This window comes from Aeromonas sp. QDB54, from assembly GCF_027707385.1.
GTDB classification, from domain to species: domain Bacteria; phylum Pseudomonadota; class Gammaproteobacteria; order Enterobacterales; family Aeromonadaceae; genus Aeromonas; species Aeromonas hydrophila.
In genome coordinates, this window is sequence record NZ_JAPCIT010000004.1 from 260,613 (window position 1) to 283,197 (window position 22,585).

Sequence of the window (22,585 nt, forward strand, 5' to 3'; positions counted from 1 at the left end):
CAGTCAAGCCTGCCCTAGGAGCTCTCCCCCTCAGCCTGAGCCCGGTAGACCAGGATCCCCGGCTTGTTCTGCACATACTCCAGGAAGGGGGAGTCCACCACCTGCATGTTGCTCGAGAGGGAGGAGGCATTGCGCAGCACGGGGCCGTTCTCGCCACGGATGAAGATGCCGGTGTGGGTGACGTCGAGCCCGGCGAGATCGGTATAGATGCCGATGTAGTCGCCCTCTTCCAGCAGGCTCAGGGTGTTCTCATCGATGCTGGCGGAGGGAATGTAGGTGATGTCCCGTGCCGTCACCCCCAACCCAGGAATGTAGTGGCCACCGTCCGCCTTCTGGTTGAGCTGCTTGGCCGTGGTCACCACGGCGCCGCCCACCAGATGGGTCACGTCGCTCACCCGGTTGTCGCCATGCACCCAGTCAGAGAAGAAGTGCTTTCTGGTCAGGTAGTTGACCTCACCGTTCACGTAACGAGTGTGCATCACGTTCTCGATGAAGTGATGCACACTCGTTGCGCGACGCAGCGACTCGACATAATCCAGATAGGTGAAGCAATCGAGTTCGCCAAAATCCACCACCAGCTGCTCCTGGGTATCGTTCGAGCCGACCAGCCGGTTGGCGACGTAGGGATTGCCCAGAAAGAGCCCGGAAAAATCCCTGATCGACTGACCCGGCGAGCCCTGCGGCCGGGCAAACAGCTCGATAAGCTGCGGCTCCTCGATGTTGTAAAAATCGAGGTTCCTCTCTTTGCCGGCGACCGCCGCGCCGGCAAAGAGCAGCAATGCAACGCTGGTTAGCCTCATCATCCTTAATTCTCCTTGCTCAGAATGTTAAAAACGGACCGTTTGCATCCTCTTGCGGCCGCAAGCAAATGCCATTCGAGACTGACGATGTTGCGACCGTTTGCAAACCGGATAAATGTAAGCAAATGTGGCCAGCCTCCCCCATCCCGCCCCGATCAGCACATCCATGGTCGGTCCTTGTATCCGCAGGCATCACGAAAAAGCCCCGCGGGGCGGGGCTTTTCGGCAGAGTCAGGCCAGCTGGCAAGCGATGGCATCAACCCAGTGCCAGCCAGACCCCTACGCCAAACATCAGGGAGCCGGCGATCCGGTTCATCAGGGTGACGTTGCCGCTCTTGGCGAGGAAGTGGCGCAAGGTGCGGCCACCGCTGGCGTAGAGCAGCAGGCAGGAGAACTCGATGACCAGGATCAGGGCCACCAGGGCGCTGATCTGCGGCGCCATCGGCTTGGCCGCGTTGATGAAAGGGGGCAGCAGGGAGACCATGAAAGCCCACCCCTTGGGGTTGGCGATGGCGGTGACGAAACCCTGCATGGCCAGCGCCAGGGGACGGGTCTCCTGGGCCGCCGACAGATCCGCCGGAATGGCCAGCTTGCCTTTGGCCTGCCACATCTGGATGCCGAGCCAGATGAGATAGGCGCCGCCCACGTATTTGAAGGCGGCAAACAGCGCCGGGTAGTTGAGCATGACGGCCGCCACCCCGATCACCGACAGCACCGACACCAGGCCGACCCCGATAAGCTCGCCCCACATCATGTGCAGGGTGCGGCGTACCCCCAGGCTCATGCCGAGGGTCATCGCCAGGGTCATGCACATGCCGGGAGTCACGGAGACAAAAAAGAACGTGGGAATAAACAGCGCCAGAATGGCGGGATCGATCCAGTCGGACACACTACACCTCCATGGTAACAGACCGACGATCTTGCCTATCACATTCATTTAACACAAGAAAAAACCTTTTCGTTCAGCATGATTTCAGCCATAAAAACCTGTGACAAGGTTTGTCGCGCCTGTGTAAGATGCCGCCTTGTTCCTCTTCTGGGTCAGGATCTTTCATGTCATTGAATAATCTCTCTATCCGTCTGCAAGTACTCATTCCTCTCCTGCTCGCCAGCCTGCTGATGATCCTGATGATCGGGATCGGCAAGCAGGACATCGACAGCGCCATCGGCGACATGAACGACACCACCGTCAGCGTGACCCGTCACAAGGACGACATCGCTACCCTGATCCACGCCACCTACCGGCTGCGCACCACCGCCATCTATGGCCTCTACGACCCCGAACGCTTTGCCACGCTGCCCGGTGACCTCACCGCCGCCGAGCAGGAGATCGGCTCCATCCTGGCCAGACTGGTCATCACCGGCGCCGAGCAGGACAACAGCCGGGTGGCGGCCGCCCTGCAGGCCTACCTCGGCCACACCCGCAACAACATGCTGCCGCTGCTGGCCGCCAAGCACCAGGGCAGCGGCGATCCCGCCGCCTACGAGCAGGCCCGCCTGCGCTTTCGCGAGCTGGGGGAAGATCTCATCAAGCAGATTGATGCCATGTCCGCCCACATCAACCAGCTGATCCAGGATGAGATCGCCCAGGAGCAGGCCCACTACCACTCAACCCTGCTGCGCACCCTGCTGCTGATGGGGGCGGCCCTGCTGGCTGCCCTGTTTGGCGGCTGGTGGCTGTCCGGCCAGATAGTGCGCCCCATCGGCCAGCTGCAGCAGGTGATGCGCGCCGTGGCCCAGGGCCGCTTCAACGTGCGCGCCGCTGCCGACGGCGACAACGAGCTAAGCCAGCTGGCCGCCGACATCAACCAGACCCTGACCCAGCTTGGCAACACCATCCAGACCCTGACCGGCATCAGCGGCAACGTGGCCTCCGCCGCCACCGAGCTCGCCGCCGTGATGACCCAGTCCGAAGCCAACGCCCAGCAGCAGCGCAGCGAGACCGAGCAGGTCGCCTCCGCCGTCACCGAGCTGGCCAGCACCGCCGACAACGTCAACCACAACGCCGCCCTGGCCGATGAACTGGCGCGCGATGCCAACGACAGGGTCGAGCAGGGGCTGACGCTGTTTGCCGAGAGCATCCAGGCCAACAGCCGCATGGCGGGCAGCCTCGAGAGCGCCGCCGCGCAGGTGGCCCAACTCAAGTCCCAGTCCGAGCAGATCGGCAAGGTGATCGAGGTCATTCAGGGGATTTCGGAGCAGACCAACCTGCTGGCGCTTAACGCCGCCATCGAGGCCGCCCGCGCCGGCGAAACCGGCCGCGGCTTTGCGGTGGTGGCCGACGAGGTGCGCATGCTGGCGGCCCGCACCCAGGACTCCACCAAGGAGATCCAGGCCATCATCGAGCAGTTGCAGAGCCAGTCCCAGTCGGCCAACAGCGGCGTGCAGGAGACCCTCGCCATCCTGGCCCACAACCAGCAGCTCTCCGGCGAGGTGCAGGCGCTGCTGGGCTGCATCACCGAAGCGGTCAACCAGATCAACGGCGCCAACGCCCAGGTGGCCACCGCTGCCGAGGAGCAGTCCTGTGTCACCGCCGACATCAACCGCAACATCACCAACATCCACGAGATCGTCAACCAGAACGCGGCCGGCATCAGCCAGAGTGCCGCCGCCAGTCACGAACTGTCACAGCTCGCCGAGCAGCAGCGCAAGCAGCTGGCCCAGTTCCAGCTGTAACCACGCCCTCGTGAGTACAGACAAGGCCCCGGATCCGGGGCCTTGCTGTTAATGAAGCTGACGGCTTGTTGTTGTTTTAAACGCTCTTTTTTATAACATGGCTTCATTGGGGGCTGGGCTACCTCACCAAATGTGGGTATGGTAGAGGCACGTCACTCCCCCTCATGCGAGATCATCATGAAGCTGTCCTTCAAGAAACCGGCCTTCATCGGCCTCGGGCTCATCGCCCTCGTCTCCGCCATCTGGCTCGATTTCTATCTGCCGGAGCACACCATCGCCACCATCACCGGGGTCGAGGTGAAACGCACCGACAAGGATGGCCCCATCAGCCAGAAGAACCCGGCCGACGGTCCCACCACCGACGTCTACTACATCTATACCGAGCGACCCGGTGAGAAGATCCGCGTGTTCCGCAACGAAGACACCGAGTGGGGCTGGCCCTTCTACTTCAAGTTCAACGCCGCCGACGTGCAGGCCAAGGCCAAGTCGATGGAGTTCGAAAAGCGGCTCGCCATCATTACCTCCTACGGCTGGCGCATCAACATGTTCTCCATGTTCCCCAACGTCACCAAGATTGAGAGCACCGAGCCCGACGCCTCCACCTGGAGCTTCTTCCGCTGGTTCTGGTTCGGCATCTGGGCTCTGGTGATGGGCAAGGCTGCCATCGCCACCTGGCGCTACTTCGATCGGCTCGAGGACGAGATATGAGCGACGCCGCTTGCCGGAGGAACGGACAATGAGTGAGCCGAGCAAGACGCGCACCAGCTTCTATCGCCGGCTCTACGTGGCCTGGCTCATCAGCCAGGGCACGGATACGGTGCCGGCCATCATGGAGGCGACCGGCATGCCGCGCCGCACCGCGCAGGATACGCTCAGCGCCCTGGCCGAGCTGGACATCAGCTGCGGCTTCGAGCAGACCGAGGGGGCTCGTCATCTGCAGGGGCACTATCGCATCAGTGACTGGGGGCCCATCAATCCCGCCTGGATCGCGGCGCAATTGCCTGCCATCAAGGAGACGCTGGGTTACCCCTGAGGTCGTCTGTGACTGGGGGACAATCCGAGCAATCCTGCCTGGATAAAGGCCCAACTGCCGGCCATCAAGGATGACATTGGGTTACCCCTGAAGCCACGGACTTGATCGTCTGTGACTGGGGCAGGCTGAGCAAGCCAGCCTGCAACAGGATCCAATCCGCCAAATAAAGAAGGGCCAGCCGACAAGGCTGGCCCTTCTTGTATCTTGTCAGCCAGGAGTGGCCCGGCCGACAGAGTCCTCATTCGGGGAACGGCTCCTCCGGCAATGGATCCTGGGTCTCCCCCTTGGTGCAGTCGATGATGGAGCGCTTGGGGTTGTTGGGGTCACGCAACAGCAGGGGCGCCAGCCCGGCGTCGTGCTGCTGCTCGTCGGAAAACTCGCTGCCATAGGCGTTGTGGGTCAGACGCCGCGCATTGGCGATGGGGGTATCCACGAACAGGGCATGCACCTCGAAAGTGGACGAGGGGATGAGAAAGCCGCTGATGGGCAGACCGTGCAGATCCTGGCGGGTCTTGTACCAGGCAAAGCCGTCCGTCACCTTGTAGGGGGTGAACTGTTTGAGCTGCGGGTGCACCGGCTGGCCGGTCTCGCTGTCGAGATAGAGATCATCCAGCTCGCAGGTCGCCAGCCCCTGCCACATCGACTCGAACGGCGTGGCACACCCCGTCAGTTGCAACCCGGCCAGCAGTGCCAGCCCTGTCTTCCACATCGCTTCGCCCCTTCTTGCAAGAGTGGAACTGCGTTCAGTCAAAGGCCCGCAGCCGCGTGACCAGCAGATCGATAAAACCGGCCCGATCCAGCCCCAGCAACACCAGCGCATTGGCCGCTTTGCCGGTCAGACCGTAGCGATCCACCACCGTCATGCCGCTAGTATGGGTGCCGCCGGTCTCGATATCGACCCGGCACTCAACCCCGTGAAACAGCGCGGGGGCCAGCAACCAGGCAATGGTACAGGGGTCGTGCAGCGGCGCGCCAGCAAATCCCCACTTGGGATCCCGGTGATAGATCATGAAAAAGTCGAGCAGCCCGGCCACGCACTGGGCCACCGGATTGGTGATGGCGCGCACCCGTTCGATATCCTCGTCCATCACCTGCGCCTCATGGGTCACATCCAGCCCGCACATGGTGATGGGGAGCCCCGACTTGAACACCATATCGGCCGCTTCCGGGTCCACATAAATATTGAATTCCGCCGCCGGGGTCCAGTTGCCTGGCCCCGCCGCGCCGCCCATCAACACGATACGGGCGATCTTCTGCTTTAGCTCGGGGTGGGCCGCCAGCAACAGGGCGATATTGGTGAGCGGGCCGGTCGGCACCAGGGTCACGGGCTCCGGGCTCTCGCGCAGGCACTTGGCCATCAGCTCAAGGGCGGTCATGGCCACGGGGGCAAAGGCCGGATCCGGCAGTTTGGGGCCATCGAGACCCGATTCGCCGTGGACGTTGTCGGCGATGATAAGCTCGCGGGCCAGCGGCTTGGGAGCCCCCGCCGCCACCGGAATGTCGTCACGCCCCAACAAGGTGAGGATGCGCAGGGCATTGTTGAGGGTCTTGTCCGGCGTCTGGTTGCCGGCGCTGGTGGTGACCGCCAGCACCTTGAGTTCAGGGCTGGCCAGCGCCAGGATGAGGGCGATGGCATCATCGTGGCCGGGATCGCAATCGAGAATAACGGGCAACGCCATGGACGGACTCCTTACAACATGACAGGGAGCCATACCTTAGCAAGCGGCGGCAGAATTAACTCTGGAGGGAGTCACAAAACGCCTTGGCCAAACAGATCAATCACTTGCCGGCGGCACTCAAGTCAGTTCGCCGCGCTTCGCCGGTTCGGGTATGATCCCCCTCCCTTTTCTAACCGTGCGCCCCATGTCCGTCATCGTCGACACCTTCATCGCCCCGCCCTGTGCGGCCACCATCGAGATCCTGTTCGAGGATGAGCACCTGCTGCTCATTAACAAGCCGAGCGGCCTGCTGAGCCTGTCGGGCAAGAACCCGCAGAACCTCGACTCGGTGCACCATCGGCTGGTGCAGGCTTACCCCGGTTGCGCCCTGGTCCATCGCCTCGATTTTGGCACCTCTGGCATCATGCTGGTGGCCAGGAACAAGGCCATCAACGCCCTGCTCTGCCGCCAGTTCAGCCAGCGGGCGGTGAGCAAGGCCTACAGCGCTCTGCTGTGTGGCCATCTGGTCGACGATGAGGGAGTGATCGATGCCCCCATCGCCAAGGATCCGGCGCTGTTTCCGCTGATGAGCATCTGCGCCGTCAACGGCAAACCCGCCCGCTCCCGCTATCAAGTGATTGAGCGGCTGGAACAGCAGATGCAGGGACAGACAGTGCCGCTGACCCGGGTGCGGTTGGTGCCGGAGACCGGTCGCACCCACCAGCTACGTATCCACAGCCAGCAGTTGGGCCATCCCATTCTCGGCTGCGATCTCTATGGCGGCCTGCTGCCGCCCGGCTGCGAGCTGGCGCCGCGGCTGATGCTGCACGCCAGTGAACTCGATTTTGTCCACCCGGTCAGCGGCGAGCCGATGCAGATCCGCTGTGAGGCGCCCTTTGCGCAGGCGCTGGCCGCCATGACGGGGCAACCGGGGTAACCTGGAACAGGGAAGAAATGAAGGGGCAGGCAAGCAGAAGAGGGGCAAAGCGGTAAACGGCGGATAAAGATAGGGGCCGTGCTTTCGCAACGGCCCCCACCCCCCACTCGTGGTGGTGCTATCAGATCAGCTTGCGGGCAGCGCCCAGTACGATCTTGATGGCATCAGATTCGGTTTTCGCCATGGTCTCGGCGTTCGGGATTTCCTGCTGGGTACGGTTGACGATGACGCCAGCCACCATACCGGCACGCAGGCCCTGGCTGGTGCACATGGTCAGCAGGGTGGCAGATTCCATCTCGTAGTTCAGCACGCCCATGGCTTGCCACTCTTTCATGGAACCCTGGAAACGGCTCACGACGCGGCCGGATACAGTGTCGTAACGCTCCTGACCCGGGTAGAAGGTATCGGAGGAGGCAGTCACACCGATGTGCAGCTTGGAACCCAGCTCTTTGGCGGTGTTGACCAGCGCGGTGGTGCAGTCGAAGTCGGCCACGGCCGGGAACTCCATCGGCGCGAAGTGCAGGCTGGCACCGTCGAGGCGCACGGAACCGGTGGTGACGATCACGTCGCCCACGTTCAGGTGCGGCTGGATGGCGCCGGTGGTGCCGATGCGCAGGAAGGTACGGATGCCCAGCTGAGCCAGCTCTTCCACCGCGATGGAAGTGGACGGGCCGCCGATACCGGTGGAGCAGATGATCACGGCCTTGCCGTCCATCTCGCCGCGCCAGGTAGTGAATTCACGATGGCTGGCCAGGTGCACCGGGTTATCCAACAGCTCTGCGATGCGCTTCACGCGCTCGGGATCACCAGGGACGATCGCCAGGGTGGCGCCTTGCAGATCCGCTTTCTTCAAACCCAAGTGAAATACATCAGACATAGTGGACTCCTGGTTGCTCCCCACCAGCATGGTCAGGGCGCAAGTTAAGATGATTCTTTATGGTACTTTCAAGCCTTCACTCCCCTCGTCGGGGAGGCGCCAACTATGGTCGAAAGCGCTTTCCAATTCCTTGAAGCATCTCACACTTCCTTGCATTGACAGTGACAAATTCGGCGCAAAACGTTTGCTAACCTGATGAATTAATTGAAAAACGTTTTTCTTCCCGCGAACGGGCAAGGGCCCTTGTCAATCCCTGTCGCGCCCCATGTTTCCGGTACGTGATCGAGTCCATAAAGTTGCAAAGCAGATACCATTGACCCCTTTTCATCCCCTCTGACGATGTTATGTTGGCGCCCGCATACCACTTAATGGCTAATAAAACGGAGTCCATCATGGCGACATTCAAGTTCTACATTCCCGCTATCAACCTGATGGGAGCAGGCTGTCTGCAAGAGGCGGCAGCCGATATCAAGGGTTATGGCCATCGCAAGGCGCTGATCGTCACCGACAAGATCCTCAACCAGATCGGCGTGGTCGCCAAGGTCGCCGGCCTGCTGGCAGAACATGGCATTGAAAGCGCAGTTTTCGACGAGACCAAACCCAACCCGACCATGACCAACGTGGAAGCGGGTCTGGCCATGCTCAAGGCCAATGGCTGTGACTGCGTCATCTCGCTAGGCGGCGGCTCCCCCCACGACTGCGCCAAGGGCATCGCCCTGGTGGCCGCCAACGGCGGCAGCATCAAGGATTACGAAGGGGTGGATCGCTCCGCCAAGCCGCAGCTGCCGCTCATCGCCATCAACACCACCGCCGGCACCGCCTCCGAGATGACCCGCTTCTGCATCATCACCGACGAGGCTCGCCACGTGAAGATGGCCATCGTCGACAAGCACGTCACCCCGCTGATGTCGGTCAACGATCCCGAGCTGATGCTGGCGAAACCCGCCGGCCTCACCGCCGCCACCGGCATGGACGCGCTGACCCACGCCATCGAGGCGTATGTCTCCACCATCGCCACCCCGGTGACCGATGCCAGCGCCATCATGGCCATCCAGCTCATCGCCAAGCACCTGCGCACCGCGGTCAATCAGGGCGACGATCTGCACGCCCGCGAGCAGATGGCCTACGCCCAGTTCCTGGCCGGCATGGCCTTCAACAACGCAAGCCTGGGCTACGTGCACGCCATGGCCCACCAGCTGGGCGGCTTCTACGACCTGCCGCACGGGGTGTGCAACGCCGTGCTGCTGCCCCACGTACAGGCCTATAACGCCCAGGTGTGCGCCGGCCGGCTCAAGGATGTAGCCCGTCATATGGGGGTGGACGTGAGCGCCATGAATGACGAGCAAGGGGCCGCCGCCGCCATTGCCGCCATCCAGCAGCTGGCGCTGGACGTGAAGATCCCGGCCGGGCTGGAGCAGCTGGGCGTCAAGGCCGATGACTTCAACCTGCTGGCCGAGAACGCCCTGAAAGACGCCTGCGGCTTCACCAACCCGAAACAGGCGAGCCACGAAGAGATCGTCGCCATCTTCCGCGCCGCCATGTAAGGGCGCAATCGGCAGAAAGGGTCGCATGGCGGCCCTTTTTATTGGCTGATGGATCAATGGCTTTTTACTTCCGTAGAGGGAGCCGGTATGATTTGCCGAGCTTAAAAAGACTTGAATGGATGATCTGAACTCGATATGCGGATGAAACACCTGATTGCCGCGGCCCTGACCGCCCTCACCCTGTCCGGTTGCAGCCTGGTCTATCGCATCGATATTCCTCAGGGCAACTATGTGGAACAAAAACAGGTCGACAAACTGCGCCAGGGCATGACCCGCGAGCAGGTCGAGTTCGTGCTGGGCTCCGCCATGCTGCGCGATGGCTTTGACCCGAACACCTGGTATTACCTCTATGAATTCCAGCCGGGGCGCGGCGAGAAAGAGCGCAAGGAGCTCACCCTGACCTTTGCCAACGACAGATTGGCCACGGTCACCGGCGATTTCCCGCTGCCAGCGGCCTTCCATACCCCGCTCTGATCCCATCCACAAAACCGGCCTCGCGCCGGTTTTGTTTTAGCGCCGCCAGCCACGGACGACCCGCTGGCAGAGGGCAGCCCCTCAGCGGATGCGGGCGTCACTTTCATCACACAGGGAGAGCAGCATGAGCCGGATCCTGATCGCCGGAGCCACCGGCCTCATCGGCCGTGAGCTGGTGCGGCAACTGCCCGCGGAGCACCAACTGACCCTGCTCTGCCGCAAGCCCGGGCCGCCGCAACCCGCCCGCCACTGGCTGCCGGTCAATTTCGATATGCTGGCCGCGGTGAATCTGCCCGAACCGGTGGATCTCGCCTTCTGCTGCCTTGGTACTACCCGCAAGGAGGCCGGCTCGCCCGAGGCCTTTCGCCGGGTCGACCTTGACTATGTGCTGGCCTTTGCCGAGCTGGCCCGCCGCCACGGCTGCCAGCGGCTGGTGGTGGTCTCGAGCCTGGGGGCCAACCCGCACTCCCCTGCCCTTTATCCGCGCACCAAGGGGGAGATGGAGCAGGCTCTGCTGGCCCAGTCCTGGACACGACTCGCTATCGTGCGCCCCGCCATGTTGCTGGGAGATCGCCAGCCGCCGCGCCGCTCGGAGCAGTTTTTCCAGGCCATCTACCCGTTGCTGAAGCCGCTCCTGATAGGCAGGTTGCGCCGCTGGCGCGCCATCGAGGCCGGCCAGGTAGCCCGCGCCATGATCGCCCTCTCCCGCCAGCCCGCCGGCTGCGAAGTGGTCGAGAACGAGCGGCTGCTCCAGCTGTAGTGAAGCCCCTCGACTTGGCGGGTAGATGACGGGATCAAAAAAGGCGCCAAGGCGCCTTTTTTATATGCGGTGTCGTGCCAGTGCTGGAACCTTTTATACGAAGGATCATGCCTGCCAATGCAGGCATTTAGTCAGAATGTTTGCGATTGGCATTGGGACGGCCACCCGTGACCACGTCGGCACGTCCCTCTTCCTTGGCCTTCTCGGCGCGCTTCTTGCGCATCTCCTTGGGATCGGCGATGAGCGGACGGTAGATCTCGATGCGATCGCCATCTTGCAGCAACTCGGAGCCCTTGACCGGTCGGCTGTAGATGCCGAACTTGTTGACCGTCAGATCGATCTCGGGGTGTTTTTGCACAATGCCGGATTGCTCGAGGGCGGCCAGCACCGAGGTCTGTGCAGGCACCCGCAGCCGCAGCACCGTCTGCCGCTCGGGCAGGGCGTAAACCACTTCGATGTTGAGTTGATCAGGCACCGTACACCACCTTGGCGCGGTTGGAGAAGGCGAGCACCATGGAACTCACCAGATCGCGGAAGATCTGGCCGAAGGCCAGCTCGATGAGTTTGGAGGTGAACTCGAAGTCGAGATCGAACTCTACCTTGCAGGCATCCACGTCCAGCGGCGTGAAGGTCCACCAGCCCGCCAGCTTGCTGAAAGGCCCCTCCACCAGCTCCATCTTGATCTGCCGGTTGGCATCGAGCAGATTGCGGGTGGTAAAGGTCTTGGCAATCCCGGCCTTGGCCACATCGACCGAGGCCGTCATATAGTCATCGCCGGTTTCGTGGACACGGCTGCCGACACAACCGGGCAGGAACTCCGGATAAGCGTGAACATCATTGACCAGCCTGAACATCTGTTCGGCGCTGAACATCACCAGGGCACTGCGAGTAATACGGGGCATGGCTTTTCCTCATCCAATCGCCGCGATTTTATCATCATGTTTCATCTTGTGGAGGTAAAACCTCGGTCAAACTGCTCATAAAGCCATCAGTTGACCCGCTGCGCGTTTTACAGCCGCCCTTGCCCACGTATAATGCCCTCCTCCCAGTCATTGCCGGAAATCGCCCGTCATGAGCAAAAAAAACAGTAAAAACAAAGCCGGGTCCAACACCATTGCACTCAACAGAAGCGCGCGCCACGAATACTTCATCGAAGAGAAGATCGAGGCGGGTCTGTCCCTGCAAGGGTGGGAAGTCAAATCTCTGCGGGCGGGCAAGGCCAACATCAGCGAAGCCTATGTCATCTTCCGCGATGGTGAGGCTTACCTGTTCGGCTCCAGCTTCCTGCCACTGCAAGCGGCCTCCAGCCATGTGGTGTGCGACCCGACCCGGACCCGCAAACTGCTGCTGAGCCGCCGTGAACTCGACAAGCTCGAGAGCCTGATCGCCCGCCAGGGCTACACCGTCGTTCCCCTCGCCCTCTACTGGAAACAGTGCTGGGTCAAGGTCGAGATCGGCCTGGTGAAGGGCAAGAAAGAGCACGACAAGCGCGAAGACACCAAGGCCCGCGAATGGGATCGGGAAAAAGCGCGCATCATGAAGAACAAGCACCGCGGTTGATGGTGCGCCGCCTGCCGGGCGCCGCCCAATAAACCAGCAATCGACCGGCCAAGGCCGGTCGATTGCCATCAACGCCTTGCCATGACAGGATTTTTGCGTACAATCGCTCTTAACAACTTGGGGCTGATTCTGGATTCGACAAGATTCACGAAACCCAAGGTGCATGCCGAGGTGCGGTAGGCCTCGTTAATAAACCGCAAAAAAATAGTCGCAAACGACGAAAACTACGCACTCGCAGCTTAATAACCTGCGCTGAGCCCTTCTACCCTAGCTTGCCTGTGTCCTAGGGAATCGGAAGGTCATCCTTCACAGGATCGTGTGGAAGTCCTGCTCGGGGCGGAAGCATTAAAACCAATCGAGCTAGTCAATTCGTGGCGTGTCTCTCCGCAGCGGGTTGGCGAATGTAAAGAGTGACTAAGCATGTAGTGCCAAGGATGTAGTAATTTTGGACGGGGGTTCAAATCCCCCCAGCTCCACCAAATCATGTTCCGGCCGGGAACGAAGAAGTACAGAAACCCGCATTGCCAAAGGCTTTGCGGGTTTTTTGTTGTCCTCAGTAGTCCGAGGAAGTCGCCAGAAACCAGCTCATTTAGTACCATTACTAGTACCACAAGGGCGATGGTACTAAATTCAGTGGTACTAAGAGGCGGCATGGACAAGAAGACGCGTAAGACAGGAACAAACCGGCTTTCTGACACTAAAGTGAAAACAGCCAAAGCAGACATCAAAGAGTTAACCTTACCTGATGGGGAAGGGTTAGAGCTGAGAGTTAAGCCTAACGGAGGGAAAAGATGGGTTTTCAAGTACCAAAAACCAGCCGATAAAAAGCGCACCAACATGGGATTTGGTACTTATCCAGAAGTCTCCCTTGCCGCTGCTAGAGAGCGGCGGCGAGAAGTCCGCACCCTACTGGCCCAAGGCATTGATCCCAAGCTCCATAAAGAAGAACAGATCGCCACAGCTCAAGCCAAGCAAGAAGCTAGTGCCAACACGTTCGAACGCATGGCGTGCAAATGGCTGGAATTGAAACGCCACAATGTGACAGACGCCTATGCCACCGATTCGTGGCGCTCCCTTGAACTCTATGTGTTGCCCTTCATTGGCTCAATGCCCATAGACCAGATACGTGCGCCTAAAGTTATTGAAATTCTTCGCCCAATTGAAGCAGATGGCAAACATGAGACTGTACGTCGCCTCTGCCAGAGGATTAACGAAATTCTCGACTATAGCGTCAATCATGGCCTTCTCCAGGCTAATCCTTGCTCTGCCATTCGTAAGGTATTCAAGAAACCCACCAAAAAGCACATGCCGACCCTCAAGCCAGCCGAGTTGCCACATCTGATGGCAGACATTGCAAATGGGAGGTTAGACCTCACAACACGCTGCCAAATTGAATGGAGCTTGCATACCTTGGTTCGCCCAGGCGAATCCGCAGGTACTCGCTGGGATGAGATCGATATCGATGCCAAAGTCTGGAACATCCCTGAAGATCGGATGAAGAAGGAACGCCCGCACCGAGTCCCTCTGACACCACAAGCAATATCCCTGCTGGAACGGATGAAACCGATTAGTGGCCACCGCCCCTTCGTGTTCCCTGGCTACCGTGATCCACTCGGCCACATCAACGACCAGAGCGCGAATGCCGCCCTCAAGCGACTGGGCTATGGCGGACGACTGGTGGCCCACGGTTTGCGCTCGCTGGGTAGCACCACTCTAAACGAACAGGGATTCAACCCTGATGCCATCGAGGCAGCACTGTCTCACGCAGACGAGAACGAGATCCGCCGTGCCTATAATCGTGCAGATTACTTTGAGCAACGAGTGATAATGATGATGTGGTGGAGCAACCACATTGAACAGGCTAGCCAAGGGAACCTCTCTCTGGCTAGCGGTTTTAGAGCATTGACAGTTGTGGGCGAGTAGCCCACATCTGACTAATTGCCCGGACTATATGGAATTTTGACGTAAAGAAATATTGAAGGCCCTATCCACCTACCGATATTCAGCTCACAAAAGTCAAAGATATGGAGATTTGCAGACCGACACATTGTATTGACTGTGACTGCCACCACTCTAGACGACAAAACTATTCTAGGTGAAATCTTGGTGTAGAATCGCTCATAGAAATAGGAGAGCTACGTGATAACCTATGCAGACGATGGTATGAGTCCTCACATCACCACAAGTAGATCACTTGCACATGCCCTTAACATTCCGAGCGAGCTATTGAGAGTTCACCTATGGATTGTTGCTGGCGTAGCACCAGAGACTATTCCTCAGCTCGCTAAAATGGTTATGACAGATGTTGGCACGATATGCCGCCTCACCGGCATTAGCAAGAATACTATTTCACGCAAACTCAGAACAAATACACCTCTGACTATTCAACAAGGTTCTAGGGTTTATGGTGTTATATTGGCTCTGGATGCGGCTCGCGCCCTAAATGAAAATGATAATACCAAATCCATAGCATGGCTACATCAACCAGCTAAGGGACTTGGCGGGAAAATGCCAGCTGAACTGTTGAGTACATCAGTAGGAGTTCAAGCAGTGGTAGACTTAGTAGGACGAATTGAACATGGTGTCTACTAATATAAGACAACACATCTGGCTGCCATAATTTTAGTTTTTCCTCGCGTTGCGAGAAAAGATCCAGACTTATTATAACTAAAGGGGGGGTGTCCCCCCCCTGCATTCCGTAAAAACATCTATAAAAATCATTGTTACTCATTATGAGTATACTCTTCAAAAAAAATGTCATCTTCTAAATATTTAGCATACAACTTATATGCTAACTGTTGAGCCATATTGGATATACTTGTATCCACGTCAGGGGGAGTCAATGCAGGAAGAATTTTACCTGGTAATGAGAAAGTATAACTTTCATCGCCACTGTGCATATCATAACTTGTAGTTGTATCTGTCGACGTCAGTAAATCAAACCCTAACTCTTTAGCAAGAAATATCCATACCCAACACCGGAATGAGTTTTCCTTATCATAATCACTAACCAGCTTATATATTGCGTCAACAGAACCATTGATTGCACTAACAATCCACCAATAATAAGCATTCACCACCATGCCACGAGTTTCACATTCGATTGCAATAGATTCACTACGTTTACTGCTGCCCATATAGCCAATATATAAAGAGGAATCAAGTCCATGTGATGCCAACTCGAAAACAGCATCCATATCAAATGACATTGCAGCTTTTTTCAAGTGATGATACCAATAAATGTATCGTTCTTTATCTGTGTCAACTAATGCATTAATATCAGCACCATTAAAGCCACTGGCTATTCTGTACAATTTCTGATGAAGTTCAAAATCGGTAAATGACGAGGCATTTCGGTCTGCAAATGCACTTAACTGGACCAACCCCTGGTGTACTAATGGCGAGTTAAATTCATTCTGTTTAAACATACTCATTAACTCCCCAGCATAATGGTCTGAGGAGCTAAAGCGGCTAGCAGTAGTCGAATTAGGATGAAGTTGATTACTCTGAATATAAAGCTGAGTAATGTAATCGTCGTTTAGGCGATTCCTCAAAATCTCTTTTACGCGTAGGCTTATAATACCAGCTTGCACTAACAATGTGGCCAACTTCTGAGCGACAAGCTCAGGAATACTAATACCCAGAATAACAGCTCTAGCCTCAATTGCACTTACATCCAACGCAACCTGCCATTTCGTATTACTGAGCAGAATCGCATCAGCTTGCAATGACGCGTAAGTACTGTAGCCATAGGCCGCAGCAATCATCTCGTAGATATGACTACGTTTGAGGGAGATGCCTAGTACATCTTTGAGCTCAAGTTGGGTTGTGTGGACGAACGCTTTGATGGTCATGATCCAATCTCCTAGTCCTACCCTGGGGTATACATCGCACGTTTAATCCATCCAAGGTGAGGATTTGAGGTTGAGATCATGTGGCTTGAGAGTAGTAACCATTTTGACTCGTGCGAAAGTCTGGCTGGTCAGCCGAGACAAATCATAACCTAGTAAGTGGCACTGTCCAAGAGTCCATTCTCGCCCCGAGCCTCTCCGACACCCAGTAGACCAGCCCTGTGAGTTGTGGAATGAGCCGAATGAGGGCTATTATCGGCTCATATCGCGAGCCGAATGTGGTGTCAATTCGGCTCATTTTTGGCATTGCACTGCTTGCCCGCGACACAAAATCAGCGAGATTATCGATGACCGTAGACTGGATCTGGCAACACGATGAGTGGCCCAATTTTTGCTGGCAAGACCGGCAGTTACTGCCAAAGCTACGCCAAGTGCACCGTAATCTGGGGTTGCTCCAGGGCCTTCACTTATCAGCTCACAACACAACACTGGCGCATCAGACACATGCCCTAGATACGCTGCTGGCCAATGTTATTGCTTCATCGGCCATCGAGAATCAACGACTTAATACGCAATCGGTACGTACATCACTGGCTCGTCACCTCGGCATATCGGAGCAGACACCTTACCCCACCTCAGATCGATCTGATGGATTGGCCGCCATGATTGTGGATGCAATCTATAGCACCGATGAGCAGTTGACGCTGGAACGCTTGCTGCAATGGCACCGCTGGCTTTTTCCCGCAGATGACCGGAGATTGCATCAGATACGCGTTGGCCAGCTGCGTGGTGATGAGCCGATGCAGGTGATATCCGGAGCACGTGATCGACTCATCGTGCATTTCGAAGCCCCACCACGAGAGGGGCTGGAGCAGGAATTGGCCACTTTCATCGAATGGTTCAGAACCAGTCTCGATGACCCCTGCCTAGACCCATTACTTAGGGCGGCCATCTGCCACATATGGTTTGTCACTTTGCATCCGTTTGATGACGGTAACGGACGGATTACCCGAACCCTCACCGATCTTGCACTCTCTCAGGCCGACAACCAGAGCATCAGTCTGTATGCCATGTCGGTAGTAATATTTGAGCAGCAAGCCGATTACTATCGCACTCTGGAGCAGACCCAGAGAGGTGGTCTGGATATCACCCCTTGGCTGGTTTGGTTTTTGGACACACTCAACGTCACGCTGGAACAGACCCAACAATCATGTACCCATGCGCTTGCTCGAAACCGCTTCTGGCTGCTACACGCTAGTGACCAATTGTGCCCTGAACAGGTGATGATACTGAACCATTTGCTCGACGGTTACACACAGGACAGCCTTCCGTACATTAGTGCCAGCCAGTATCAAAAAATTGCTCAGGTGAGCAAATCTACAGCCACGCGCCACCTTACTGATCTACTGGAAAAAAACTGCCTAGAAAAAGAACCTGGTGGAGGCGGTAGAAATACCCGTTATAGGCTCAAATTGACAAATCACTGATAAAGGGACTCAAAATAGGATGAGTTTCACAGACCTGTTCTTAGCGGCGATTTTCTGGGACCCTTTGCAGTCATGACAAGTCAATCCAGCTCAATACAGTACGCCTTCGCCTTAGACAGCCAAGGCGCACTCACGCACATTAGCGATGCTCTGCGCTCGAGTATCTACACCTGTCCAGGCTGTAAAAAAAACCTCACGCCAGTATTAGGCGAAAACTATGCTAAGCACTTCCGTCATTCTGAAGAATGTTGCGCCGTTGAAACCTACCTGCACAAGTGCGCCAAAGAAGCATTCTTCTATCGCTACCAACAAGCTCTCAGCCACGAAGTACCTATTAGCCTTGAGCTAGAGCGCCGGGTTTCCTGTAATGGTTCTCGTTTGGCATTAGTTAGGGACGAAACACTTCACTGCCTAAAATTCGTACCTGCGCGCTACAACTTGACTCAATTCTTCGATCAGGCGGAGTTGGAAAAGTACGATAAGGTTACAGGACTGCGCCCAGACATAATGTTGTGTGATGCTGCTGGCGAAAGGCGTTGTTATGTCGAGATTTTTGTTACGCACCCCTGCTCTCAAGAGAAGATCGAAACCGGCATCCCGATTCTTGAGTTTAAGGTTCACTCTGCCGCCGATATTCAGATGTTGCTTACCGGGTCATATTCAATCAAGGATACTTCTCTGAGAGTGTTCAACTGGGCCCCTCCCTCGCAAACCGTTGATACGTGCACTGGAGTCTGCTCCGCAGGTAACGTGGTTATGTCTGTTTGGAGCTTAAGCGATTCCGGCCGACTCAACGAACAAACGATGCGGCTCGCTGAAGTGGATCTAACAATCAACTCTGACGTCAACACATGGCCGAAATCGTTAGGAGGTGTCGAGTTGGCCGATAACTTAAGAACTTTTCTCCGTCAAGCCGATCCTCATTCGTTATTTTCTAACTGCATTATGTGCGAGCAAGCAAACCGCTGGGAGGATGGCTATCTGCAATGTCGAAGTAAGGCAAAAATAGTTCCTTACACAGAGGCCCGTCAGTGCGCCAGTTACAAGGTTAAGGCATGAAAAAAAGACTGACTTGGGAGCAAAAATGCATTGTTGGCCATGATACCGGACATGCGTTGGTAAAAGCCGTACCGGGTAGTGGAAAAACAACCACTCTCGTCAAGCGCATTGAAAGGTTAGTAAAAACGGGGACGGACCCTCGTTCCATCCTGGTTTTGATGTACAACAAATCTGCCCAGGAGAACTTCACTGATAAATTGAAAACAGCACTGAAGTCGAGAGTGATACCAGAAATCCGCACGTTCCACAGTTTGGCCTTAACGATTGTTGGTTACGGGGAGCGCCGACAGCTAATCAAGAAGAAAAACCTCATCACACCCGACGACTACCGATATGAGCAACTGATTAAGCAAGCCTATCGCTATGGTTTTGACTATGAGGCGAGTTACATCGACCCCAATGAAATTGAAACCTTCGAGTTGTTTATCTCTTGTTGGCGCGCTGCGGCAGTAACTCCTGTTGATGCAGCTAATGATCCAACATTCAACAACATCAAACGAGAATTTATTCGCGCTTATAGCCGCTATTGTGAGCTGTTGGAGGAAAACTGTCTGCGAACCTTTGATGACTGTTTGGTTGAGGCTGTTGCACTGTTGCGTAAAGACAGCAGCCTTGGTGCCCACTTCAAACACATCATTGTTGATGAATATCAGGATGTTAACTGGATACAGCATGAAATGACCCGCTTGCTATCCAAGCAGGATACGTCAGTTATGGCTGTGGGTGATGTTAACCAGTGTATTTACGAGTGGCGAGGTGCTCGACCAGATTTTATCGGTGGCCTGTTTGAACAGCATTACCAGAATACGAAGGTATTTCAACTTTCATGCACGTTCAGGTTTGGCCATGAGCTTTCCTTGATGGCAAACTCGGTAATTCGGCGTAATTCCACTAAACTGACCAAGCTTTGTGTCAGTCATCCTAGCACCCCAAAAACGGAGGTCAGATTGCACTTTGATAACAGCTTATCCAAGGTGCTATCAAACCTTTCGGTGAGCAGCGGAACACAAGCCATATTGTCCCGCACTAAGGCGAACCTTGCCGAGGCGGAAATTGCATTACGCCTGTGTGGGCTACCCTATCGCTACCTCAATGGTTCAAGCGCATTACATACCCGTACTGAAATCGGAATACTGGTAGTCGGCGTATTGCTGTCTGTGTACGGCGATCTGCGGCTACTTGAAAACCACCCCAACAAAAAAGCGATTATCTACGGCTTTCTGAAGGAAGCTGGTTTTAACTGGCAGACAGGGCAATTAAAAGCAGCGCTCAGTGGATTGATGGCTCCACATGCCGATCTATGGACTGTTCTTGGTCAGATATTCGACGGCGCACAATACCAAAAAGACCGGCTAGGAAGACTAGCCACTATATGCCAAAAGGACGGAGAGGAAACGCCAGCTATTGATGTGTTACGCCGTCTTGGCATGGAGGGTTTTATTGATAATGTTGGCTCAGACGGCGTAACACGCACTGGCTCAAACGATCGGCAACGAGGAGTAGTGAGGATCGTGGAACTACTTGACTCTAGTAAGATCGATTCCCGGACGTTTTTAAAACTTATCCTTAACCCGGAAGAGGCTGCGACTGACTGCGAACCCTTCATCCTTTCCACACTGCATGGTTCCAAGGGACTAGAGTGGGATAAAGTGATACTGATAGGCTTAAATGAGCAAGAATTTCCTGGCGGCAAAACCGATGATCTTTATAGCGCGCGCACATCGATGAGCCCCCCCTCGACCAACGAGAACATCGAGGAAGAACGTCGGTTGTTTTATGTCGGAATTACTCGCACAAAACAACAGCTTAATCTGGTTGCCCCTCTTGATGAAGGGCTCACACTGTGGCTGAGAAACCACTGGGACAGCACCCCGAAGAAGCCACCGATAGCCACTCGCTTCGTCTATGAGGCTGGCTTGTCTGCTTGCGCTGTTACCAGTGATGCGATCTATAACAACACGTTTAAGGAACTGGAGAGTGACCTTAGCAAGTTTCACCAATGGTATCTAAGAGATCTTCAGCGATTAAAAGTCTAGGGAGCACGGACAAGATACTTGCCGATTTCCGCTTCGTGCTAATTATCGAGTTCAATGGAGGTCTATTGCTCGGAAGCAAGCTTCAGCACAACGATCCGCATAGCAACGCCTCGCAGCACCAGTATAAAGAGTTTTTAAGCGGTTCTGAGGGGCTATGCTTGCCAGTATTCAGGATCCAGCTCTATATCCACTCATTTCAGCTATGCCACGACAACACGATATCTAACCATTAACTCGAAAATGATTAGATGCAAATATACCAGAAGGAGAGAGGGAGAATTGACTTCAGGCTATGTGGTAATAGACACAGGGTGTAGTGGTCAACTAAATCCGGACACTTGGTTAGGCCGTTCTTCGGCTGTTGCTGGCGGTATCCCGTTATTGTGGTGATGTGGACGCCGCCAGTTGTAGTAATCCATCAGGTAATAACTGATATCCCGTTTCGCCTCCCGCAGGCTCAGGTATCCCGTTACCGGGAGCCACTCTGACTTCAGGCTCCTGAACAACCGCTCCATCGGGGCGTTATCCCAGCAGTTACCACGTCGGCTCATGCTCTGGGTCATGCGATAGCGCCACAGTCGTTGCCGAAATGCCCGGCTGCCATATTGGCTGCCCTGGTCAGAGTGAAACAGTACGCCTGATGGGCAACCTCGTTGTTGATAGGCCATCTCCAGTGCGTTGATGGCCAGTTCTGCATCTGGTTTATCTGACATAGCCCATCCCACAACCCGCCGGGTGTACAGGTCAAGCACCGCCGCCAGGTAATGCCAACGACCGCCTGCCCAGACGTAGGTGATGTCGCCACACCACACCTGATTGGGTTGCTGGACATCAAATTCGCGGGCCAGCAGATTGGGAATGTCCGGTCGTTCAGACTGTGCCGCCTTATAACGGTGTGCGCCCGGCTGTTTGGATGCCAGCCCGGCTTCCTTCATCAGGTTACGTACTTTGAATCGGCCAATCTGATACCCCAACTCCCGCATCATCGACATTAAGGTGCGGCTGCCTGCCGAGTCCCTGCTCGCTTTGAACAATCGACGCAACTCACAGCGCTGCTGCATGCGCTCACGGTTAATCGTCCGCCTGCGAGCCAGATAATCGTAAAAACAGGAGGTGGGAACATCGAAAGCGCGGCAGACCAGGGTGATGGGGGCTTGCTCCCTCAATCGGTCTATCAGCGCGTACGTGTGAACTCGTCCGCCATCAAGAGAGCAGTAGCCTTTTTTAGAATGTCCTTTTCACGTTTGAGCCGATTGATACGGGCTTCCAACTCCTGAATTTTTTGCTGCTCCGGAGTCAATGCTTTGCCGATTGGGGTTGTGCCAGCTCGTTCGGATTGGAGTTGCTGAACCCAGCGACGAAGCACGGTTTCGCCGACATTCAGTGAACGGCTTGCTTCGGGGACCGAATAGCCCTGGTCAAGCACCAGGGATGCAGCTTCAAGTTTGAATTCGGCAGTAAACGAGCGACGTAATCTTGTCATTGAACACCTCAGGTCATGGTGGCGACTGTACCACCTAAAATGGTGTCCGGGATGATTAGACCACTACAGGGGGACTGTAAACAAGCTGCGGTGTTTACAGCCCCACATACGTTGAGAATGCTATTTTCATCGAATTTGAAGTTTACGTTTTTGGCATGGGTGTTTTAAGCACTTACATACAGCAATTTAAATTTCAGAATTACCATTAATACGTTGAAACAAGCAAGACCAACCTTTAATTGTTCAGCATTGAAACTAAACTCACATCAATCATAGGGAAGGTGCGAATAAGCGGGGAAATTCTTCTCGGCTGACTCAGTCATTTCATTTCTTCATGTTTGAGCCGATTT

Annotated in this window: 22 protein-coding genes and 1 other RNA gene; 14 read left to right on the forward strand and 9 right to left on the reverse strand. The window is 55.8% G+C overall.

What is annotated here, in order from left to right:
• Window positions 1-14: 14 nt before the first annotated feature.
• Window positions 15-803: a DUF1460 domain-containing protein gene (locus PG881_RS06025; protein WP_270798652.1), complete on the reverse strand. Its 789-nt coding sequence runs from the start codon at window positions 801-803 to the stop codon at window positions 15-17.
• Between the two features lie 253 nt (window positions 804-1,056).
• The gene (locus PG881_RS06030; RefSeq protein ID WP_011705371.1) at window positions 1,057-1,689 is read right to left on the reverse strand and encodes a LysE family translocator; all 633 of its coding nucleotides are present in this window, start codon (window positions 1,687-1,689) and stop codon (window positions 1,057-1,059) included.
• A 164-nt stretch (window positions 1,690-1,853) separates the two neighbouring features.
• On the opposite strand from PG881_RS06030, the gene PG881_RS06035 reads away from it, so the two are divergent.
• The 3 genes from PG881_RS06035 to PG881_RS06045 all read left to right on the forward strand — a co-directional run bounded on the left by PG881_RS06035 (window position 1,854) and on the right by PG881_RS06045 (window position 4,509).
• Entirely contained in the window at window positions 1,854-3,476 is a 1,623-nt protein-coding gene (locus PG881_RS06035) for a methyl-accepting chemotaxis protein (RefSeq protein WP_270798654.1), read from the forward strand.
• 177 nt (window positions 3,477-3,653) lie between these two features.
• Window positions 3,654-4,184, forward strand: coding sequence for a DUF1523 family protein (locus PG881_RS06040; RefSeq protein ID WP_016350163.1), 531 nt, complete (start codon window positions 3,654-3,656; stop codon window positions 4,182-4,184).
• Window positions 4,185-4,212: 28 nt separating this feature from the next.
• Window positions 4,213-4,509 (forward strand): winged helix-turn-helix domain-containing protein, encoded by a 297-nt coding sequence (locus PG881_RS06045; protein ID WP_029303501.1) that lies wholly within the window; start codon window positions 4,213-4,215, stop codon window positions 4,507-4,509.
• Between the two features lie 238 nt (window positions 4,510-4,747).
• Here PG881_RS06045 and PG881_RS06050 read toward each other — a convergent pair whose 3' ends face one another.
• Together PG881_RS06050 and rihA are read right to left on the reverse strand one after the other, a co-directional pair.
• Complete coding sequence (locus tag PG881_RS06050) at window positions 4,748-5,218, reverse strand: hypothetical protein (protein WP_024943856.1); 471 nt, start codon at window positions 5,216-5,218, stop codon at window positions 4,748-4,750.
• A gap of 34 nt (window positions 5,219-5,252) precedes the next feature.
• Window positions 5,253-6,188: a pyrimidine-specific ribonucleoside hydrolase RihA gene (gene rihA / locus PG881_RS06055; RefSeq protein WP_270798657.1), complete on the reverse strand. Its 936-nt coding sequence runs from the start codon at window positions 6,186-6,188 to the stop codon at window positions 5,253-5,255.
• A gap of 151 nt (window positions 6,189-6,339) precedes the next feature.
• Here rihA and PG881_RS06060 point away from each other — a divergent pair, with 151 nt between their 5' ends.
• Window positions 6,340-7,104, forward strand: coding sequence for an RluA family pseudouridine synthase (locus PG881_RS06060; RefSeq protein WP_270798659.1), 765 nt, complete (start codon window positions 6,340-6,342; stop codon window positions 7,102-7,104).
• A 121-nt stretch (window positions 7,105-7,225) separates the two neighbouring features.
• On the opposite strand, the gene udp is transcribed toward PG881_RS06060, so the two are convergent.
• Window positions 7,226-7,981: a uridine phosphorylase gene (udp, locus tag PG881_RS06065; protein ID WP_011705364.1), complete on the reverse strand. Its 756-nt coding sequence runs from the start codon at window positions 7,979-7,981 to the stop codon at window positions 7,226-7,228.
• A gap of 392 nt (window positions 7,982-8,373) precedes the next feature.
• Here udp and yiaY point away from each other — a divergent pair, with 392 nt between their 5' ends.
• The 3 genes from yiaY to PG881_RS06080 all read left to right on the forward strand — a co-directional run bounded on the left by yiaY (window position 8,374) and on the right by PG881_RS06080 (window position 10,759).
• Complete coding sequence (gene yiaY, locus PG881_RS06070; RefSeq protein WP_270798661.1) at window positions 8,374-9,525, forward strand: L-threonine dehydrogenase; 1,152 nt, start codon at window positions 8,374-8,376, stop codon at window positions 9,523-9,525.
• Window positions 9,526-9,660: 135 nt separating this feature from the next.
• Window positions 9,661-9,999: an outer membrane protein assembly factor BamE gene (locus tag PG881_RS06075; protein WP_011705347.1), complete on the forward strand. Its 339-nt coding sequence runs from the start codon at window positions 9,661-9,663 to the stop codon at window positions 9,997-9,999.
• A gap of 124 nt (window positions 10,000-10,123) precedes the next feature.
• Window positions 10,124-10,759, forward strand: a complete 636-nt coding sequence (locus PG881_RS06080) for an NAD(P)H-binding protein (protein WP_270798663.1) — start codon at window positions 10,124-10,126, stop codon at window positions 10,757-10,759.
• 127 nt (window positions 10,760-10,886) lie between these two features.
• On the opposite strand, the gene PG881_RS06085 is transcribed toward PG881_RS06080, so the two are convergent.
• Both PG881_RS06085 and PG881_RS06090 read right to left on the reverse strand, forming a co-directional pair.
• Window positions 10,887-11,234 (reverse strand): RnfH family protein, encoded by a 348-nt coding sequence (locus tag PG881_RS06085; protein ID WP_016350142.1) that lies wholly within the window; start codon window positions 11,232-11,234, stop codon window positions 10,887-10,889.
• Window positions 11,227-11,661, reverse strand: coding sequence for an SRPBCC family protein (locus PG881_RS06090; protein WP_011705344.1), 435 nt, complete (start codon window positions 11,659-11,661; stop codon window positions 11,227-11,229). Before PG881_RS06090 ends, PG881_RS06085 begins: the two co-directional genes overlap by 8 nt.
• A gap of 169 nt (window positions 11,662-11,830) precedes the next feature.
• Here PG881_RS06090 and smpB point away from each other — a divergent pair, with 169 nt between their 5' ends.
• The 4 genes from smpB (at window position 11,831) to PG881_RS06110 (ending at window position 14,911) form a co-directional block, all read left to right on the forward strand.
• A complete protein-coding gene (gene smpB, locus PG881_RS06095) occupies window positions 11,831-12,319 on the forward strand; it encodes an SsrA-binding protein SmpB (RefSeq protein ID WP_011705343.1) in 489 nt (162 codons plus the stop codon).
• 119 nt (window positions 12,320-12,438) lie between these two features.
• Window positions 12,439-12,798, forward strand: a transfer-messenger RNA (tmRNA) gene (gene ssrA, locus PG881_RS06100).
• 172 nt (window positions 12,799-12,970) lie between these two features.
• A complete protein-coding gene (locus tag PG881_RS06105) occupies window positions 12,971-14,242 on the forward strand; it encodes an integrase domain-containing protein (protein ID WP_104452560.1) in 1,272 nt (423 codons plus the stop codon).
• Window positions 14,243-14,458: 216 nt separating this feature from the next.
• Window positions 14,459-14,911, forward strand: a complete 453-nt coding sequence (locus PG881_RS06110) for an antitoxin Xre/MbcA/ParS toxin-binding domain-containing protein (protein WP_223931102.1) — start codon at window positions 14,459-14,461, stop codon at window positions 14,909-14,911.
• 131 nt (window positions 14,912-15,042) lie between these two features.
• Here PG881_RS06110 and PG881_RS06115 read toward each other — a convergent pair whose 3' ends face one another.
• Window positions 15,043-16,173 carry a hypothetical protein gene (locus PG881_RS06115; protein WP_270798668.1) on the reverse strand — a complete coding sequence of 377 codons (1,131 nt, stop codon included), beginning with the start codon at window positions 16,171-16,173 and terminating at the stop codon, window positions 15,043-15,045.
• 239 nt (window positions 16,174-16,412) lie between these two features.
• Here PG881_RS06115 and PG881_RS06120 point away from each other — a divergent pair, with 239 nt between their 5' ends.
• The 3 genes from PG881_RS06120 (at window position 16,413) to PG881_RS06130 (ending at window position 20,752) form a co-directional block, all read left to right on the forward strand.
• The gene (locus PG881_RS06120) at window positions 16,413-17,657 is read left to right on the forward strand and encodes a Fic family protein (protein WP_270798670.1); all 1,245 of its coding nucleotides are present in this window, start codon (window positions 16,413-16,415) and stop codon (window positions 17,655-17,657) included.
• Between the two features lie 72 nt (window positions 17,658-17,729).
• Window positions 17,730-18,716 carry a hypothetical protein gene (locus tag PG881_RS06125; RefSeq protein WP_270798672.1) on the forward strand — a complete coding sequence of 329 codons (987 nt, stop codon included), beginning with the start codon at window positions 17,730-17,732 and terminating at the stop codon, window positions 18,714-18,716.
• The gene (locus tag PG881_RS06130) at window positions 18,713-20,752 is read left to right on the forward strand and encodes an ATP-dependent helicase (protein WP_270798674.1); all 2,040 of its coding nucleotides are present in this window, start codon (window positions 18,713-18,715) and stop codon (window positions 20,750-20,752) included. Before PG881_RS06125 ends, PG881_RS06130 begins: the two co-directional genes overlap by 4 nt.
• Before the next feature lie 320 nt (window positions 20,753-21,072).
• Here the strand turns inward: PG881_RS06130 and PG881_RS06135 are convergent.
• A protein-coding gene (locus PG881_RS06135; protein WP_270798676.1) for an IS3 family transposase occupies window positions 21,073-22,235 on the reverse strand; the annotation gives its coding sequence in 2 pieces (ribosomal slippage) (window positions 21,073-21,980 and window positions 21,980-22,235; 1,164 coding nt in all).
• Between the last annotated feature and the right edge of the window lie 350 nt (window positions 22,236-22,585).

Excerpts from the sequence above, each read along its gene's own strand:
- PG881_RS06075 (WP_011705347.1), top strand. The coding sequence starts at position 9,661 with ATGCGGATGAAACACCTGATTGCCGCGGCCCTGACCGCCCTCACCCTG.
- yiaY (WP_270798661.1), top strand. The coding sequence starts at position 8,374 with ATGGCGACATTCAAGTTCTACATTCCCGCTATCAACCTGATGGGAGCA.
- udp (WP_011705364.1), bottom strand. The coding sequence starts at position 7,981 with ATGTCTGATGTATTTCACTTGGGTTTGAAGAAAGCGGATCTGCAAGGC.
- rihA (WP_270798657.1), bottom strand. The coding sequence starts at position 6,188 with ATGGCGTTGCCCGTTATTCTCGATTGCGATCCCGGCCACGATGATGCC.
- PG881_RS06040 (WP_016350163.1), top strand. The coding sequence starts at position 3,654 with ATGAAGCTGTCCTTCAAGAAACCGGCCTTCATCGGCCTCGGGCTCATC.
- PG881_RS06125 (WP_270798672.1), top strand. The coding sequence starts at position 17,730 with ATGACAAGTCAATCCAGCTCAATACAGTACGCCTTCGCCTTAGACAGC.
- PG881_RS06105 (WP_104452560.1), top strand. The coding sequence starts at position 12,971 with ATGGACAAGAAGACGCGTAAGACAGGAACAAACCGGCTTTCTGACACT.
- PG881_RS06045 (WP_029303501.1), top strand. The coding sequence starts at position 4,213 with ATGAGTGAGCCGAGCAAGACGCGCACCAGCTTCTATCGCCGGCTCTAC.
- PG881_RS06025 (WP_270798652.1), bottom strand. The coding sequence starts at position 803 with ATGATGAGGCTAACCAGCGTTGCATTGCTGCTCTTTGCCGGCGCGGCG.
- PG881_RS06035 (WP_270798654.1), top strand. The coding sequence starts at position 1,854 with ATGTCATTGAATAATCTCTCTATCCGTCTGCAAGTACTCATTCCTCTC.
- PG881_RS06120 (WP_270798670.1), top strand. The coding sequence starts at position 16,413 with ATGAGGGCTATTATCGGCTCATATCGCGAGCCGAATGTGGTGTCAATT.
- PG881_RS06080 (WP_270798663.1), top strand. The coding sequence starts at position 10,124 with ATGAGCCGGATCCTGATCGCCGGAGCCACCGGCCTCATCGGCCGTGAG.
- PG881_RS06130 (WP_270798674.1), top strand. The coding sequence starts at position 18,713 with ATGAAAAAAAGACTGACTTGGGAGCAAAAATGCATTGTTGGCCATGAT.
- PG881_RS06090 (WP_011705344.1), bottom strand. The coding sequence starts at position 11,661 with ATGCCCCGTATTACTCGCAGTGCCCTGGTGATGTTCAGCGCCGAACAG.
- PG881_RS06060 (WP_270798659.1), top strand. The coding sequence starts at position 6,340 with ATGATCCCCCTCCCTTTTCTAACCGTGCGCCCCATGTCCGTCATCGTC.
- smpB (WP_011705343.1), top strand. The coding sequence starts at position 11,831 with ATGAGCAAAAAAAACAGTAAAAACAAAGCCGGGTCCAACACCATTGCA.
- PG881_RS06050 (WP_024943856.1), bottom strand. The coding sequence starts at position 5,218 with ATGTGGAAGACAGGGCTGGCACTGCTGGCCGGGTTGCAACTGACGGGG.
- PG881_RS06115 (WP_270798668.1), bottom strand. The coding sequence starts at position 16,173 with ATGACCATCAAAGCGTTCGTCCACACAACCCAACTTGAGCTCAAAGAT.